Source organism: Thermoactinomyces vulgaris, from assembly GCF_005886755.1.
Classification (GTDB): domain Bacteria; phylum Bacillota; class Bacilli; order Thermoactinomycetales; family Thermoactinomycetaceae; genus Thermoactinomyces; species Thermoactinomyces vulgaris.
Window position 1 is genome coordinate 1,307,868 of the sequence record NZ_CP039710.1, and the last position, 15,917, is coordinate 1,323,784.

The following is a 15,917-nucleotide window of genomic DNA, read 5'->3' on the forward strand; positions in this document are numbered from 1 at the left end:
AAATGTTTCAAAGAGTCATGTCTCACACTCTTTAGTTTTCAGGGAATACTGGAAAAATCCCCGCAGACCACGGTCTGCGGGGATTTTTGTTTGCGACGGTTGCATTTTGAAACAAAAAAGGGAAGATACCCCCTGAAACGGGGTATGCTAAAATGAAAAGATGCCGGGAAAATGATTGGAAGATGAGGTGTTTCAAATGGTCAGGAGGGCAAGAAGAGAAAGAAAAGAACAAGAAGAACAGAAAAAAAAGTTATCCCCGCGTCAATATCACGTCACTCAGGAAAATGGAACCGAACCTCCTTTTCAAAATGAATACTGGGATCATGAAGAAGAAGGAATCTATGTGGATGTGGTTTCGGGTGAACCGCTTTTCAGTTCATTGGACAAATTTGATGCCGGATGCGGTTGGCCCAGTTTTACCAAGCCGATTCACGAAGATCAGATTGTGGAAAAGGAAGATTACAGCCACAACATGATCCGTACCGAAGTGAGGAGCCGGGAAGGAGACTCTCATTTGGGGCATGTGTTTAATGACGGGCCGCTGCCGACAGGGCTCCGCTATTGCATCAACTCGGCGGCTTTAAGGTTTATCCCGAAAAAAGATTTGGAAAAAGAAGGTTATGGGGAATATCTGTCCCTGTTTGATAAAAAGGATTCATGACAAAGAGAAAAGCGTTTGCCGGGTCGGCAAACGCTTTTTTTATGGCAGGCATTAAGATTGGGCCAGAAGTTTTTCCAATTCATCCAGTTTCTCCTCAAAAACGTTCAGGGCTTGCTGAATCGGTTCCGGTGAAGTCATGTCGACGCCGGCTTTTTTCAATACTTCAATGGGATAGTCGGAACTTCCGGCTTTCAAGAAGGAAAGATAACGGGAGACGGCCGGTTTTCCTTCGCGCAGAATTTGTCCGGACAATGCCGCCGCGGCACTGAATCCTGTCGCATATTGGTAAACATAATAGTTGTAATAGAAGTGGGGGATGCGTGCCCATTCCAAACCGATTTCCGGATCGCTTATCATGTCGTTGCCGTGATACTTTTTGTTCAAATCATAGTACAACGAGGTGAGCAGTTCCGGTGTCAGCGCTTCTTTTGCCTGTGCTTTTTGATGAATGAGATGTTCAAATTCGGCAAACATGGTTTGGCGGAAAACTGTTGCCCGGAAGCCGTCGAGATAATGGTTCAAGAGATACAGACGCTTTTGTTTGTCGTCGGTTTGTTTGAGCAAATAATCATTGAGCAAGGCTTCATTGCAAGTCGATGCCACTTCCGCAACAAAAATGGAATAGTTGCCATAGACAAACGGTTGGTTTCTGTTGGTGTAATAACTGTGGAGGGAGTGCCCCAGTTCATGTACCAGTGTGAACAAGCTGTCAATGCTGTCCTGCCAGTTCATCAGGATGTAGGGGGCCGTTCCGTAAGCTCCTGAAGAATAGGCGCCGCTTCGTTTTCCTTTGTTCTCATAAACATCGATCCACCGATTGTCAAAAGCCTCTTTCAGGATGGATACATATTCCTTGCCCATGACACTTAACGCATCGAGCACAATTTTTTGTGCATCCGGGTAGGAAATTTTAAAAGAAGATTCTTCCACCAACGGGGTGTAAATGTCGTACATGTGCATTTCTTCCAAGCCCAGTGCTTTTTTGCGGATGCGCATATACCGGTGCAGCAAGGGCAAATTTTGGTTGACGGTATCCACCAATTGATCATAGACGGTTTCAGGTATGCTGTTCCGGCTTAAAGCGGCATGCCGTGCCGAATCATAGCCGCGGACTTCTGCATAAAAATTATTTTTCTTGATGGCCCCGCTTAAGGTGCTGGCAAAAGTGTTTTTATATTTGTCGTATGTGGAGTATACGGCATGAAACGCGTCTTTTCTGACGCGGCGGTCCGGGCTTTCCATCAATTTCGTGTACCGGCCGTGTGTCACTTTGACTTCTTCCCCGTTTTCATCCCGGATCGAGGGAAACTCCATGTCTGCATTGTTCAGCATGCCGAAGGTGTTGGCGGAGGCCCCCAGGACTTCACCGGCTTGGGCTAGGAGTTTTTCTTCTTTTTCCGATAAAACATAGGGACGCTTTTTGTTCAACTCTTCCAGAGCGTGTTTGTATACCTGCAATTCTTCGTTTTCTTCCAAAAAACGCGTGATTTTCTCTTCGGGGATGGAAAGGATCTCCGGAGTGATGAAGGACAAGGCTCCGGAAACTTCCGTATACAAACTTTTTGCGCGGTCATTGAGGGCTTGATAAAAGGATTGGGTGGTGTCCTGATCAAACCGCATATGCGCATATGTATAAAGTTTGTCAAGTTTGTAGAGCAATTGATCCTGGAATTTCAGCGCTTTTAACAAATCCTCAGCAGACCGTCCGAGCTTCCCTTTGAACCGGCTGATCTCAGGGATCATTTGTTTGATGTTTTGATATTCTTCTTCCCATTTCTCATCGTTTTCAAAAATATCTTCAAGACGCCATTTATATTCATCCGGAATTTCTGAGCGAAGAGGAAGTTTGGATGAGGATTGGGTCATGATTATACCTCCTTAATCAGTTCTGTATTCTCCATTATACTACTCGGCCGGGGAATTCAGAAACCATTCCTTTTATTGGGTTGTGTATAATTTTTTTATTAATTTGCATAATATTGGGGTGATCATCATGAAAGGGAGGTACAAGAAGTGAGCAATCTGGAGCGTTTCAGAAGCCGGAGAAATCTTCATAACCCGGTACATCCTTTGTCACAAATCCATTCGGAAATCAACCGCACATTTGAACGTTTTTTTGAAAATCCGATCTGGAATGAGTCGATGCCAAAAATGCCCGCCATCAACATGAAAGAGGAAGGGAACCAGTATGTCATCGAGGCGGAAATGCCCGGCCTCAGGGATGAAGATGTTGAAATAGAGGTGCACGGCGGACAATTAACGATCAAAGGGGAACGGAAACAAGAATCGAAAAAAGAAGGAGAGCACATGTATATTGAAGAGAGGAGTTATGGTTCGTTTTACCGGACCGTCACCCTTCCGCAGGATGCCAACTTGGATCATATCACAGCCGATTATGAAAACGGGCTTCTCATAATCACGATTCCGAAGGATCCGGAAAAAGAACCGAAGAGAATTAAAATCAACCGGAAACCTTCTTCATGATCGTGCGGGAAAAATGAAAAAAACCAACGGGGCCGTATGGGACACGGCCCTTTTTTTTTTGGAAAGAAGCCGGCACCGGGTTCCTCCTAATTTTTCCCGGATGGAGATGTGAGTAATCAGAGAAGGATGATCGCATACTATCACCAAATCCATTTCAATTTCAGGAAGGTGTAAGGATTATGCAAAATGTTGAAAACATGGAAAACGTTCTTTCCTACATTCATTCCGAGCTGAACCGCATTGAAACGATGGCGGGTACATTGGCCACAATTGAACAGGACCATTACCGGAAGCTGACGAATTTCGATCATCGCAAATTGGTGGATATTGCGGTCGAAGAACAGAATGCCGCCCGTCAGTTGGGAACGGTCAAGCAAATGTGCTTGTCGATGGCGCAAAAAATTGAAGAACTTCAAAATTCGTTGGGGCAGGGTGAAGCCAAGGAGCGTGTCCATCGTGCTGAAGTTCATTGAAAGGATGATCCGGTCCGCCATTGACCGGTCTGTCGATCAAGCGTTGACCAGGATGATCCGGGACCAATATACCGAGAATTTGTTTGAAATGGTGCCGGCCTCGAAAAAGGTGGGGGTGACCAACCTCATGGAAATCACCATGAGGGCCAATCAGGGCACACCCATCTCCCGACCCTTGGGAACCCCTGTTCCTATGTCCCCGTGGGAAAAAATCTTGTTCAATCCGGTTCACCTGTTCCGCTTTCCCACTCCGGAAAACGTCGGAATCAACACTTCGGTCACGATTGGACAGCGGGCCAAAAAACCATTGACGATTTCCATTCCGATCATGATTGCAGGCATGTCCTTCGGCGGTGCGTTAAGCAAAAAAACCAAAATTGCCCTCGCCAAAGCTGCCACCAAGGTGGGGACTGCGACCAATTCGGGGGAAGCGGGGCTCATGAAAGAGGAAAGGGAAGCGGCCGGTTTGTTTATCGGACAGTATAACCGGGGCGGATGGATGAACGATCCGAAAAAGTACAAAGCCTTGGATGCGATCGAGATTCAACTGGGGCAGGGGGCCCAAGGATCCGCTTCGCAGCGGACGGCCGCCCATAACATCGGCGAGGACTTCAGGGAAGTTTATGAGTTGCAACCCGGGGAAGATGCGGTGATTCATTCCCGGCTGCCCGGGGTCAATGGCAAGGAAGAGTTTGTCCAACTGGTCCGCAGACTGAAAGAGGAAACCGGGGTGCCGGTGGGACTGAAAATTGCTGCGACGCATCATCTTGAAAAAGAGTTGCAAATCGCCGTGGAAGCCGGAGTGGATTTTGTCACCGTTGACGGAGCCGAAGGCGGAACGCACGGGGGTGCACCCACTTTGCAGGATGATGTCGGATTGCCCACCCTCTTTGCCATTACAAGAGCATCCGAATTTCTTGCCCGAAAAAAGGTGAAACAGGATATTCAACTGATTGCCACAGGAGGATTGGTCACTCCCGGACGAATGCTGAAAGCCATCGCCTTGGGAGCCGATTGTGTGTATATCGGAACGGCGGCCTTGATGGCCTTGGCCAGCGAACAAATGGTTAATTCCGTACCCTTTGAACCTCCCACCAGCTTGTTGGTTTATTCGGGGAAAATGACCGACCAATTGGATGTGGACCAGGCGGCCATGAATCTGGTCCGTTATTTGAATGCTTGCGTGCGGGAAATGGAGCTCGTTTTGATATCGCTTGGAAAAACGGCTGTTGCCGATTTGACCAAATCGGATTTATGTACCATGGATCCTTTTATTGCCAAAGCAACGGGCATTGAGTTGGGCTATGTTGCCCCCGAAGACCAATCCCGCTTTTTTGAAGAAACCAACCCCTTGTTTTCCGTTCCACGGGACCGGGAGTTTGAAACCGGGCCGTTTGTCAGCCATTGAGAGATAAAAAATGCATCCCGGGGATACCGGCTTTTTCTGCCCCGGTCCCCGGGAAGAGGGACAAAAGCGGTTCATTAAGGAAAAAGGAGCCGGCAAAGGCAATTGCTTCTTTTTTGGTGATTGTGTTATAATCACTTTGGCTATACTTATTGTAGATACATCTTGCGAGTGCAAAGAGTGGGTGGAAGCCCACTCTTTGCGTTTTGTTGCAGGTGTTTGAATTAGCCAAATAAGGAGGGTTGGCTTTGAGCCGACAAATTACAGAAGCCGTACAACAACTTGCCCGGCCGATTGTGGAAAAAGAAGGTTTGGAACTGGTCGATATCGAGTATAAAAAAGAAGGGCCAAATTGGTTTTTGCGCATTTTCATCGACCGGGAAGACGGGGGAGTTGATTTGGATGATTGCACCCGGATCAGTGAGATAGTGGGGGGAAAGCTGGACGAAGAAGACCCGGTGCCAGGGGCGTATATTCTGGAAGTGTCATCACCGGGTGCGGAAAGGCCGCTGACCAAGGAGAAGGATTTCCAAAAAGCTGTCGGTAAAAATGTATATATTACCACGTACGAACCCATTGAAGGCCAAAAAGTGTTTGAAGGGGTTTTGCACCAATTTGACGGTACCACCCTTACGGTCCATGAGAAGAAGAAGACATTTGAGATTCCACTCGAGAAGGTGGCCAAAGCACGATTAAGCGTCGTTTTTTAACGCGAAGGGAGGATTAGGCCGATGAATGCCGAGTTCATCGAGGCCCTTGATCAATTAGAAAAAGAAAAAGGGATCAGTAAAGATATTTTGATTGAAGCGATTGAAGCTGCATTGATATCTGGATATAAGCGCAACTTTCATTCTGCACAAAACGTACGGGTAGATGTGAACAGACAGACCGGACAGGTGCGTGTGTTTGCCCGCAAAACCGTCGTGGATGAAGTCGTCGACACCCGCTTGGAAATTTCATTGGATGCGGCCCGGGAAATCGACCCCAATTATCAATTGGACGATATTGTGGAGATCGAAGTCACGCCGGCAGACTTTGGCCGGATTGCGGCTCAAACAGCGAAGCAGGTGGTGACGCAACGGATCCGGGAAGCGGAACGGTCAGCCATTTACGAAGATTTTGTTGACCGGGAAGAAGACATTGTCACCGGAATTGTGCAAAGAGCCGACAACCGTTACTATTACGTGGACCTTGGCCGGGTGGAAGCCTTGCTGCCCCACAATGAAGTCATCGCCGGAGAGCGGTTCAGCCACGGGGATCGCGTGAAGGTTTACATTACCCGGGTGGAAAAATCGACGAAAGGTCCGCAGATTTTCTTGTCCCGCACCCATCCCGGACTGTTGAAAAGGTTGTTTGAGTTGGAAGTTCCCGAAATTTATGATGGCGTTGTGGAAATTAAATCGATTGCCCGTGAAGCGGGTCAACGTTCCAAAATTGCCGTGGCTTCGCACAATCCGGATGTGGATCCGGTCGGAGCCTGTGTGGGTCACCGCGGATCCCGCGTGCAAACGGTGGTCAATGAACTGCGCGGTGAAAAAATCGATATCGTCCGTTGGTCTGACCGCATGGATGAATTGATTGCCAATGCGCTCAGCCCGTCCAAAGTGATTTCCGTCACCATTTATGAAGAAGAAAAAATGGCCCGGGTGATTGTTCCCGATCACCAATTGTCTCTGGCGATCGGAAAAGAAGGACAAAACGCACGGCTGGCTGCAAAGCTCACCAATTGGAAGATTGACATCAAAAGCGAATCGGAAGCCGAAGAATTGGAAGAAGAAGCTGAAGATGAAATTTTGGATGAAGTCGAAATTCCGGATGAAGATGCTTTATTCAATACCGATGGCAGTGAAGGGACCGAATAATTTCTTCCAAGGGGAGGGTTTTTGGCATAAGATGAAACGGCGAAAGGTACCGATGCGTAAATGTGTGGCATCACAAGAAATGTTTCCGAAAAAGGAACTGATCCGGATCGTGAGAACGCCGGAAAACGAACTGGTCATCGACCCGACCGGAAAGAAATCCGGGCGCGGAGCGTATTTGTGCGCAAAGATGGAATACATCGATTTGGCACAAAAAAAGAAAGCATTGGATCGCGCCCTCAAAGTGCAAGTTCCAACCGAATTGTATGATCAACTTCGTGATTATGTAAGAGAGCATCAGGGGAATGAATAAGTTTTTGCAACTGCTGGGGCTTGCGATGAGGGCCGGAAAAGTCGTTTCCGGAGAAGAATTGGTGATCCGGGAAATTCGCTCGGGAAAAGCGCAGTTGGTGATTCTGGCCGAAGATGCAAAAAAAAACACGGAAAAAAAGGTCAGTGACAAATGTGATTCTTACAACGTTCCTTTGTTGCGATACGGTGCCCGAAAAGAGTTGGGAAATGCGATTGGAAAAGAGACACGCGTGGTCATTGCAATCACGGACCGGGGGTTTGCCCGGTCATTCATGAAGCTCGGCAGTAAGTAACGGGGGTGAATGGATTTGGCGAAAATGCGTGTATATGAATACGCGAAAAAAGTGAATAAGAGTAGTAAAGAAATATTGCACAGTCTGAAAGACTTAGGCATTCAAGTGAATAACCATATGAGTGTGTTGGATGAAGGAATGATACAAAAATTGGATCAACGTTTAAATCAACAAGAAAAATCTGCAAAAATACAAGATCGTCCGAAAAGCGAAGAAAACAAGAAAGCGCCGTCCAACGGAAATCATCGGAATAAACAAGAATCTTCCGCTCACAACAAAAAGCGTGCCTCTTCCGGATCAAACCGCAACAGGGGCGCCCGCGGGCAGGAAGAGCGGAAAGCAAACCATGAGACAAGCCAGCAGGATAAGCGCCAACGCAAAGGAAAGAAAGGAAAGGCCTTCCAGAAAGGAAAAGACGGCGCCCGCCGGGATAATGTGAACCGGAAAGGAAAAGGCCGTCAAAAAGGCGAGAAAAAGAAAGAGGCCAAAGAAAAACAAGCTCCGGTACTGCCAAAGGAAATCACCGTTTCCGGTCCCATGACCGTTGGGGATTTTGCCAAGCTGTTGCGCAGGGAATCTTCCGCTGTCATTAAAAAGCTGATCACGCTTGGAATCATGGCCACCATCAATCAGGAAATTGATGTGGAAACGATGGCCATCTTGGCAGAAGAATTTGACGTTACCATCCAAGTCAAAGAAGAAGTGGATGAAAGCAACTTTGAAGAGATCGAAGAAACGGACGCACCGGAGGATTTGGTTGAACGCCCGCCGGTGGTTACGATCATGGGACACGTGGACCATGGAAAAACCACGCTGCTTGACAAAATCCGCCAAAGTAAAATCACGGAAGAAGAAGCCGGAGGAATCACACAACACATCGGTGCTTATCAGATCGAAGCCAATGACAAAAAAATCACCTTTTTGGATACGCCGGGGCATGCTGCATTCACCACCATGCGTGCGCGGGGAGCCCAAGTGACGGATATCACGATTTTGGTGGTCGCCGCCGATGACGGCGTCATGCCGCAAACGGTCGAAGCCATCAACCATGCCAAAGCAGCCGATGTCCCGATTATTGTTGCCGTCAACAAGATGGATAAACCCGAGGCAAATCCGGACCGGGTGAAACAACAATTGACCGAATACGGATTGGTTCCGGAAGAATGGGGCGGGGACACCATTTTTGTCCCGGTATCGGCCTTGACAGGAGACGGCATTGACGAATTGCTGGAAATGATTCTGTTGGTGGCCGAAGTTCAGGAACTGAAAGCCAATCCGGATAAACGCGCCCGCGGGGTGGTCATTGAGGCGGAACTGGACAAAGGCCGCGGAGCTGTTGCCACCGTGCTGGTGCAAAACGGTACGCTGCATGTCGGAGATCCGGTGGTGGCCGGAAATTACTTTGGTAAAATTCGTGCCATGATCAACGATCAAGGGCGTCGTGTCAAAACGGCACCGCCATCGACACCGGTCGAAATTCTGGGGCTTTCTGATGTGCCGAATGCCGGCGATGCGTTCATGGTGTTTGAGGATGAGAAAAAAGCGCGTTCCATCGCCGAGAAACGCCAGACGAAACAAAAAGAACAAGAACGCGGAGCCCATTCCCGTGTATCGCTGGATGATTTGTTCAAACAAATTAAAGAAGGCGAAGTCAAAGAATTAAATGTTATTATTAAAGCAGACGTCCATGGTTCTGCAGAAGCCATGAAACACTCGCTTGAAAAAATTGATGTCGAAGGCGCACGCGTAAAAATCATCCATGCGGCTGTCGGAGCCATCACGGAATCGGACATCATTTTGGCTTCTGCCTCAAATGCCATTGTGATCGGGTTTAATGTCCGTCCCGAACCCAATGCCCGGGAGATGGCCAAACAGGAGAAAGTGGACATCCGCTTACACCGGGTCATTTATAAAGCGATTGAGGAAATCGAAGCGGCCATGAAAGGTCTTTTGGATCCCGAATATGAAGAGGTCATGGCAGGCATTGCAGAAGTTCGCCAAATCTTTAAAGTCTCCCGGATCGGAACCATTGCCGGTTGTTATGTCATCGAAGGGAAAGTGGTTCGTGACGGAAAAGCCCGGGTGATTCGTGACGGTGTCGTGATCCATGAAGGTGAAATTGACACGCTGAAACGTTACAAAGATGATGCCAAAGAAGTGGCACAAGGGTATGAATGCGGGATTACCTTGCAAAACTATAATGACATCAAAGAAGGAGACCAAATCGAAGTTTACACCATCCAGGAAGTGGAGCGGAAGTAACGTGCACATCGGTGTACTGGAGTTTAAGGGGCGGGTGATCGCCTCTTTCTCCCTCAAAGACAAACGCAGGGTGATTCAAAGCGTCCAGGCAAAAATCAGGAACCGGTTTAACCTTTCCATTGCAGAAGTGGCGGATCAAGACGATCGTCAGTTTGTTTCGCTTGCAGTCGTGGGGGTCGGAAGCAACCGGATGGTGGTGGAAAAAGAACTGGAACAAGCCCTTCGGCTGCTTGAACAAACGGATGGTTTGGAGATCATTGCGGCAGATATCACATTTTAGGTTGACGAGGAGGTTTGATCCGTGGCACGGATACGTAACAGTCGTGTGGGTGAACAGATCAAAAAGGAATTAAGCCAACTTATCCAGCAAGAGTTAAAAGATCCCCGTATCGGATTTGTGACGGTGACTGGTGTCGAAATGAGCGGAGATCTGCAAATTGCCAAAGTTTACATCAGCGTGATGGGAAGCAAGGAGCAAAAACAAGAAACTTTGACCGGACTGGAAAAAGCCAAAGGTTACCTTCGTTCTGAAATCGGGCATCGTGTTTCGTTGCGTCATGTTCCCGAACTCATTTTTTCGATTGATCAATCCCTTGATTACAGTGAAAACATTGAACGTCTGCTGCGGGATGTTCATGCACGGGAGAATGAGAAACAATGAGCCGTTTTGATGAGCTGCTTGCTTTTTTGGAAAAGGCCGACCGGATTTTGGTGGTATCTCATCTTCACCCGGATGGGGATGCGATCAGTTCCACTTTGGCGATGGGATATATGTTAAAACAATCCGGCAAGCAAGTGACGATGGTCAACGAAGACCCGGTTCCCCGGAAATTTTCTTTTCTGCCCGGAGTGGAAGAGATTCAGCCGGCGGAACAGGTTTCCGGCTCCTTCCAATATGTGATTGCTTTGGATTGCGCCGACAAAGAGCGGATGGGCGCCTGCCGTTTCCTGATCCGGGATGATGCGGTGATCGTCAACCTGGACCATCATGCGACCAATGACCGGTTTGGGGATATCAACATTGTGGTTCCGGAAGCGGCGGCAACCGTGGAAATTATTTTTGATTGGGCGGAAGAAAACAACTTCCCCATTTGCGAACCACTGGCGGCATGCCTTTACACCGGTTTGTTGACCGACACGGGGGGATTCCGCTATTCCAATACTTCCCCGAAAGTGTTGAGACAAGCCGCCAAGTTGGTGGAGACCGGCATCGAAGCGCATAAGATTGCCGACCGGGCTTTGGAAACCGTAACCATGGAGCAGTTAAAATTGCTGCAAGGGGCTTTGTCCACCTTGCAGAAATCAGACGACGGACTCATTGCATGGATGTTTTTAAGCAAAGAGGAAATGGAAAAAGCGGCGAATTCGTACGAAGCTTTGGATGGCATCGTCAATTATGCGCGAAATATTTACGGGGTGGATGTCGGCATTTTGTACCGGGAAGAGGATGACGGAACCATCAAAGTCAGTTTCCGTTCCAGAGAACAGGTTGATGTGGGCCGGGTGGCCAAGGAATTTGGCGGAGGCGGCCATGCCCGTGCGGCGGGATGCAGCATGCCCGGGACACTCCGCGAAGTTCACGAGCGCGTTTTCAAAGCAGTTCAGTCCAGGTTGAAGCAGGGGTGTGAAGTTTAAATGGGGTGCCATGGGATTTTGCCCGTTTTTAAACCAAAAAACTATACATCCCATGATATTGTCGCCATCGTCCGCCGCTTGACAAAGCAAAAAAAGGCTGGTCATACAGGCACGCTGGATCCGGAAGTGGAAGGCGTGCTGCCTGTTTGTCTGGGACAAGCCACCCGGTTGGTGGAATATTTGCAGGACCGCCCCAAGCGTTATCAAGGAACCTTGAAATTGGGGATTGCCACCGAAACGGAAGATCAGACCGGCGCCGTCATTGCAGAGGCCGAACGGGTGGAACCGGTGGAGCCGGCACAAGTGGAGGAGGTTTTCTCCCGGTTTGTCGGGGAGATTACGCAGGTTCCACCCATGTATTCGGCCGTGAAAGTGAACGGACGCCGTTTATATGAGTGGGCCCGCGAAGGAAAGGAGATCGACCGGCCGAAAAGGAAGGTCCACATTTATGAATTAAAATGGACGGGGATGACGCCGGGGGAATATCCGGAAATTCATTTTGAAGTTCTTTGTTCCAAAGGGACTTATATCCGCACCTTGTGTGTGGACATCGGAAAAGCTTTGGGGTATCCGGCGCATATGGCTTCTCTGGTGCGGGTGCAAAGTGGCCCGTTTCACCTGGAAGATTGTTACACGTTGGATGAGTTGAAGCAAATCGGGGAGCAAGATGCTTGGGAAAATCATGTCACCCGGTTGGATGAGGGGATTTCGTTCATGCCCGGCATGATGGTGAATCATGAAGATCTTCAAAAAGTTTATGATGGTTGGAAAATAGAGATTCCTGTTGATGATCAATTGTTCAATGAGAATCAACTGGTTCGTGTGTATACGGACACCGGTGTTTTTTGCGCTGTATACCGGGTGATTGAAAAGGGCTTGGCGAAACCAGAAAAAGTATTTCGGGATGTGGAGTAGATGGAAACGATACATTTAACCTATCCGATGATCGATCAACCAACCGATCAGGAACCGATTGCACTGGCGATTGGTTTTTTTGACGGTGTCCATTTGGGGCATCAAGCCGTGATCCGAAAGGCGATGGATTTGGCCCGGGAACTAAAGGCGGTTCCGGCGGTCATGACTTTTGATCCGCATCCACGGGAAGTGTTGGGGCAAGAGGCGATTCACCGTTATCTGACCCCGTATCCCGACAAGTTGGAGCAGTTTGCCCGTTTGGGGGTCAGGAAAGTTTATGTTGTCCGGTTTGACCGGAATTTCGCTTCTTTGTCAAAAGAAGAATTTGTCACCGACATATTATTGCCGCTTGGTGTCAAAGGCGTGGTGACAGGGTACAATTTTACGTTTGGACACAAAGCGGAGGGGAAAGCAGAAGACCTGACCGAATTGGGAAAAGGGCATTTCGTCACCGAAATCGTCTCTTTGATCCAACAGGATCAGGGAGTGATCAGCAGCACCAGGTTGCGGCGGGCGTTGGCCGAAGGGGATGTCAAAACCGCCCGGGACATCCTGGGGCGCCCGTATTCGCTGCAAGGAGAGGTGGTCCGGGGAGATCAGCGGGGGCGGTTGATGGGGTTTCCCACAGCCAATCTGGACCTGAAGGCTCCGTATTTTGTTCCCGCCCGAGGCGTCTATGTGGTCAAAGCAACCATTGATGAGGTTTCTTCCTATGGCATCATGAATATCGGAGTGCGTCCCACTTTTAAAAGCGATCAACCGAGTGAAAGGTTGGAAGTGCACCTGCTCGGGCAATCCGGCAACTATTACGGCAAGAAATGCAAAGTGGAGTTTTATCATTTCTTGCGCGAAGAGAAAAAGTTTCCGAGAGTGGAGGCGTTAATTCAGCAGATTGAAAAAGACCGGCAAGAAGCAGAGCGTTGGTTGAAGTTATTTGCACAATAAGGTTTGTTGTACTCATCTTTTTCTTATGGTATACTGATTCGGTAACAACCCTGGCTCGGATCACCGATGCCTCGACGGTGTTCTGGGTTATGGGCGATTGAGCAAAAGGAGGATTTTTCGATGGCATTAACCAATGAACGCAAAAGAGAAATCATCAATGAATTTAAAACACACGATAATGACACGGGTTCCCCCGAAGTGCAAATCGCGATTTTGACTCATCGGATCAATGAGTTAAACGAGCACTTAAAAGATCATAAAAAAGATCATCATTCTCGCCGTGGTCTTTTGAAAATGGTTGGTCAACGCCGGAACTTGTTGAACTACTTGAAGAAGAAAGACATTGTTCGTTATCGTGAACTGATCAAAAAACTCGGATTGCGTCGATAAGAAAAGCGGGGCGGCATGCCCCGCTTTTTTATCATCTCATCTTTTAAAAGAGAAGTGGAAGGAACATACTGTAAATGTGGAGAAGTATGCTATATTTGTGTTTTTGAGAGGAGGAAATGATTGAAGATGGAACCTCAAACATTTGAGACAGATCTGGCTGGACGAAAATTAAAGCTGGAAATCGGAAAATATGCCAATCAAGCCAATGGTGCGGTGATGGTGAGATATGGAGACACTTCGGTGCTGGCTACCGCGGTTGCATCCAAGGAGCCGAAAGACACGGACTTTTTTCCGTTGACGGTAAATTATGAAGAACGTTTGTATGCGGTTGGGAAAATCCCGGGAGGCTTTATCAAGCGTGAAGGCCGCCCGAGCGACAAAGCCATTTTGGCTTCCAGGCTCATTGACCGCCCCATTCGCCCGCTGTTTGATGAAGGGTTTCGCAATGAAGTGCAAGTGGTGACCACTGTCATGTCGGTGGATCAGGATTGCTCTTCGGAAATTGCCGCCATGATCGGCGCATCCGTGGCACTTTCCATTTCGGACATTCCTTTCAAAGGACCCATCGGAGGCGTGGTGGTTGGCCGGGTTGATGGTCAATTGGTCATTAATCCGACGGTGGAACAAATGGAAAAATCCGATCTGCATCTGGTGGTGGCTGGTACGAAACACGGGGTGAACATGGTGGAAGCGGGTTCGGATGAAGTGCCGGAAGAAACGATGCTGGAAGCGATTTTGTTTGGCCACGAAGTGATCAAGGAGCTGGTGGCTTTTCAGGAACAGATCGTGGAAAAAGTGGGACTGCCCAAAATGGAGCCCGAATTGCATCAGGTCGATCCCGGACTGGAAAAACGCGTGCGGGAACTTGCTACCGATTCTTTGATCCAAGCCGTTCAGGTCATTGACAAACAAGAGCGCCAGGATGCGATCGATCAGGTGAAGGAAGAAGTCTTGGCACAGATGGCCGGGGAACTGACGGAAGAAGAATGGGCCGAGCAAGAAAAAGACATGAATACCGTCTTGGATCAAATCGTGAAAGAAGAAGTGCGCCGGTTGATATTGGAAGAGGGCAAACGTCCGGATGGACGGGCTGTCGATGAAATCCGCCCGCTTTCCAGCGAAATTGATGTCCTGCCGCGGACACACGGTTCCGGATTGTTCCGACGCGGACAAACCCAGGTGTTAAGCGTTTGTACGTTGGGGGCACTCGGCGATGTGCAAATCCTGGATGGTTTGGATTTGGAGGAATCCAAACGCTTTATGCACCACTATAATTTCCCTCCGTTCAGCGTCGGTGAAGCAAGACCGATCCGGTCACCGGGACGCCGGGAAATCGGACACGGGGCTTTGGGGGAAAGAGCACTCGAACCGGTGATTCCTTCCGAAGATGTTTTCCCGTACACCATCCGGTTGGTCTCCGAAGTGCTTGAGTCCAACGGTTCCACTTCGCAAGCAAGTATTTGCGCGTCGACGCTTGCCTTGATGAATGCGGGGGTTCCGATCAAAGCACCCGTTGCAGGCATCGCGATGGGACTGGTCAAAGAAGAGGATAATGTTGTCGTGTTAACCGATATCCAAGGCATGGAAGACCATCTTGGAGATATGGATTTTAAAGTGGCCGGTACACGAAAAGGAGTTACCGCCCTTCAAATGGATATCAAAATCGAAGACATTGACCGGAACATTCTCCAAAGAGCATTGGAACAAGCGCGGAAAGCCAGAATGGTGATCCTGGACAACATGGAAGCCACCATCAAGGAACCGCGAAAACAATTGTCCCCATATGCTCCGAAGATTACCACCTTACGGATTCATCCGGATAAAATCCGTGATGTGATCGGACCGAGCGGACGAGTCATCAATAAAATCATCGAAGAAACCGGAGTCAAAATCGATATCGAACAAGATGGCCGCATTTTCATCGCTTCTCCGGAAACGGAACAAAACGAACGGGCGAAAAAAATCATCGAAGATTTGGTTCGTGAAGTGGTGGTTGGCGAAACGTATCTCGGAACGGTCAAACGGATTGAAAAATACGGAGCATTTGTGGAAATCATTCCGGGCAAAGAAGGACTTGTTCATATCTCTCAACTGGATTTAAACCGGGTCGGAAAAGTCAGCGACGTGGTGAAAGTCGGAGACTCGATCATGGTAAAAGTGACGGAGATTGATGACCAAGGACGGATTAATTTGTCCCGCAAAGCTGTGTTAAAAGATGAAGCAGCGAAGAAAAAAGAAAAAATTTAAAGGAAGAGGCAAAGGAAAAGAGTCAGAGCGAATCTG

The 15,917-nt window shown here is 48.6% G+C and carries 17 protein-coding genes; 16 read left to right on the forward strand and 1 reads right to left on the reverse strand.

Annotated features, from left to right (window positions below; translation table 11 throughout):
• Nucleotides 1-196 precede the first annotated feature (196 nt).
• Nucleotides 197-661 carry a peptide-methionine (R)-S-oxide reductase MsrB gene (gene msrB, locus FA954_RS06755; RefSeq protein WP_138614943.1) on the forward strand — a complete coding sequence of 155 codons (465 nt, stop codon included), beginning with the start codon at nucleotides 197-199 and terminating at the stop codon, nucleotides 659-661.
• A 51-nt stretch (nucleotides 662-712) separates the two neighbouring features.
• Here msrB and pepF read toward each other — a convergent pair whose 3' ends face one another.
• Nucleotides 713-2,530, reverse strand: a complete 1,818-nt coding sequence (pepF, locus tag FA954_RS06760; RefSeq protein WP_175413224.1) for an oligoendopeptidase F — start codon at nucleotides 2,528-2,530, stop codon at nucleotides 713-715.
• A gap of 144 nt (nucleotides 2,531-2,674) precedes the next feature.
• On the opposite strand from pepF, the gene FA954_RS06765 reads away from it, so the two are divergent.
• The 15 genes from FA954_RS06765 to pnp all read left to right on the forward strand — a co-directional run bounded on the left by FA954_RS06765 (nucleotide 2,675) and on the right by pnp (nucleotide 15,881).
• Complete coding sequence (locus FA954_RS06765; protein ID WP_049720220.1) at nucleotides 2,675-3,145, forward strand: Hsp20/alpha crystallin family protein; 471 nt, start codon at nucleotides 2,675-2,677, stop codon at nucleotides 3,143-3,145.
• 179 nt (nucleotides 3,146-3,324) lie between these two features.
• Entirely contained in the window at nucleotides 3,325-3,618 is a 294-nt protein-coding gene (locus FA954_RS06770; protein ID WP_037996415.1) for a hypothetical protein, read from the forward strand.
• Nucleotides 3,602-5,026 carry an FMN-binding glutamate synthase family protein gene (locus tag FA954_RS06775; protein WP_037996418.1) on the forward strand — a complete coding sequence of 475 codons (1,425 nt, stop codon included), beginning with the start codon at nucleotides 3,602-3,604 and terminating at the stop codon, nucleotides 5,024-5,026. Before FA954_RS06770 ends, FA954_RS06775 begins: the two co-directional genes overlap by 17 nt.
• A 245-nt stretch (nucleotides 5,027-5,271) precedes the next feature.
• Nucleotides 5,272-5,733 (forward strand): ribosome maturation factor RimP, encoded by a 462-nt coding sequence (gene rimP, locus FA954_RS06780; protein ID WP_037996420.1) that lies wholly within the window; start codon nucleotides 5,272-5,274, stop codon nucleotides 5,731-5,733.
• A 21-nt stretch (nucleotides 5,734-5,754) separates the two neighbouring features.
• Nucleotides 5,755-6,885 (forward strand): transcription termination factor NusA, encoded by a 1,131-nt coding sequence (gene nusA / locus FA954_RS06785; protein WP_037996421.1) that lies wholly within the window; start codon nucleotides 5,755-5,757, stop codon nucleotides 6,883-6,885.
• A 31-nt stretch (nucleotides 6,886-6,916) separates the two neighbouring features.
• Nucleotides 6,917-7,195 (forward strand): RNase P modulator RnpM, encoded by a 279-nt coding sequence (gene rnpM / locus FA954_RS06790; RefSeq protein ID WP_037996423.1) that lies wholly within the window; start codon nucleotides 6,917-6,919, stop codon nucleotides 7,193-7,195.
• Nucleotides 7,188-7,487, forward strand: a complete 300-nt coding sequence (locus FA954_RS06795) for a YlxQ family RNA-binding protein (RefSeq protein WP_037996425.1) — start codon at nucleotides 7,188-7,190, stop codon at nucleotides 7,485-7,487. Before rnpM ends, FA954_RS06795 begins: the two co-directional genes overlap by 8 nt.
• Before the next feature lie 15 nt (nucleotides 7,488-7,502).
• Nucleotides 7,503-9,749: a translation initiation factor IF-2 gene (gene infB / locus FA954_RS06800; protein ID WP_037996495.1), complete on the forward strand. Its 2,247-nt coding sequence runs from the start codon at nucleotides 7,503-7,505 to the stop codon at nucleotides 9,747-9,749.
• A 1-nt stretch (nucleotide 9,750) separates the two neighbouring features.
• A complete protein-coding gene (locus FA954_RS06805) occupies nucleotides 9,751-10,029 on the forward strand; it encodes a DUF503 domain-containing protein (protein WP_049720217.1) in 279 nt (92 codons plus the stop codon).
• Between the two features lie 21 nt (nucleotides 10,030-10,050).
• Nucleotides 10,051-10,410 (forward strand): 30S ribosome-binding factor RbfA, encoded by a 360-nt coding sequence (gene rbfA, locus FA954_RS06810; RefSeq protein ID WP_037996427.1) that lies wholly within the window; start codon nucleotides 10,051-10,053, stop codon nucleotides 10,408-10,410.
• Nucleotides 10,407-11,384, forward strand: coding sequence for a DHH family phosphoesterase (locus FA954_RS06815; protein WP_037996429.1), 978 nt, complete (start codon nucleotides 10,407-10,409; stop codon nucleotides 11,382-11,384). Before rbfA ends, FA954_RS06815 begins: the two co-directional genes overlap by 4 nt.
• Nucleotides 11,385-12,299, forward strand: coding sequence for a tRNA pseudouridine(55) synthase TruB (gene truB / locus FA954_RS06820; RefSeq protein WP_037996431.1), 915 nt, complete (start codon nucleotides 11,385-11,387; stop codon nucleotides 12,297-12,299). It begins immediately after the preceding gene.
• Entirely contained in the window at nucleotides 12,300-13,244 is a 945-nt protein-coding gene (locus FA954_RS06825) for a bifunctional riboflavin kinase/FAD synthetase (RefSeq protein WP_138614944.1), read from the forward strand.
• A gap of 120 nt (nucleotides 13,245-13,364) precedes the next feature.
• On the forward strand, nucleotides 13,365-13,634 hold the full coding sequence (gene rpsO / locus FA954_RS06830) for a 30S ribosomal protein S15 (RefSeq protein WP_037996435.1): 270 nt from the start codon (nucleotides 13,365-13,367) through the stop codon (nucleotides 13,632-13,634).
• Between the two features lie 126 nt (nucleotides 13,635-13,760).
• A complete protein-coding gene (pnp, locus tag FA954_RS06835) occupies nucleotides 13,761-15,881 on the forward strand; it encodes a polyribonucleotide nucleotidyltransferase (RefSeq protein ID WP_082813564.1) in 2,121 nt (706 codons plus the stop codon).
• Nucleotides 15,882-15,917: the final 36 nt, after the last annotated feature.

Excerpts from the sequence above, each read along its gene's own strand:
- msrB (WP_138614943.1), top strand. The coding sequence starts at position 197 with ATGGTCAGGAGGGCAAGAAGAGAAAGAAAAGAACAAGAAGAACAGAAA.
- FA954_RS06770 (WP_037996415.1), top strand. The coding sequence starts at position 3,325 with ATGCAAAATGTTGAAAACATGGAAAACGTTCTTTCCTACATTCATTCC.
- nusA (WP_037996421.1), top strand. The coding sequence starts at position 5,755 with ATGAATGCCGAGTTCATCGAGGCCCTTGATCAATTAGAAAAAGAAAAA.
- rnpM (WP_037996423.1), top strand. The coding sequence starts at position 6,917 with ATGAAACGGCGAAAGGTACCGATGCGTAAATGTGTGGCATCACAAGAA.
- FA954_RS06795 (WP_037996425.1), top strand. The coding sequence starts at position 7,188 with ATGAATAAGTTTTTGCAACTGCTGGGGCTTGCGATGAGGGCCGGAAAA.
- FA954_RS06815 (WP_037996429.1), top strand. The coding sequence starts at position 10,407 with ATGAGCCGTTTTGATGAGCTGCTTGCTTTTTTGGAAAAGGCCGACCGG.
- truB (WP_037996431.1), top strand. The coding sequence starts at position 11,385 with ATGGGGTGCCATGGGATTTTGCCCGTTTTTAAACCAAAAAACTATACA.
- FA954_RS06825 (WP_138614944.1), top strand. The coding sequence starts at position 12,300 with ATGGAAACGATACATTTAACCTATCCGATGATCGATCAACCAACCGAT.
- rpsO (WP_037996435.1), top strand. The coding sequence starts at position 13,365 with ATGGCATTAACCAATGAACGCAAAAGAGAAATCATCAATGAATTTAAA.
- pnp (WP_082813564.1), top strand. The coding sequence starts at position 13,761 with ATGGAACCTCAAACATTTGAGACAGATCTGGCTGGACGAAAATTAAAG.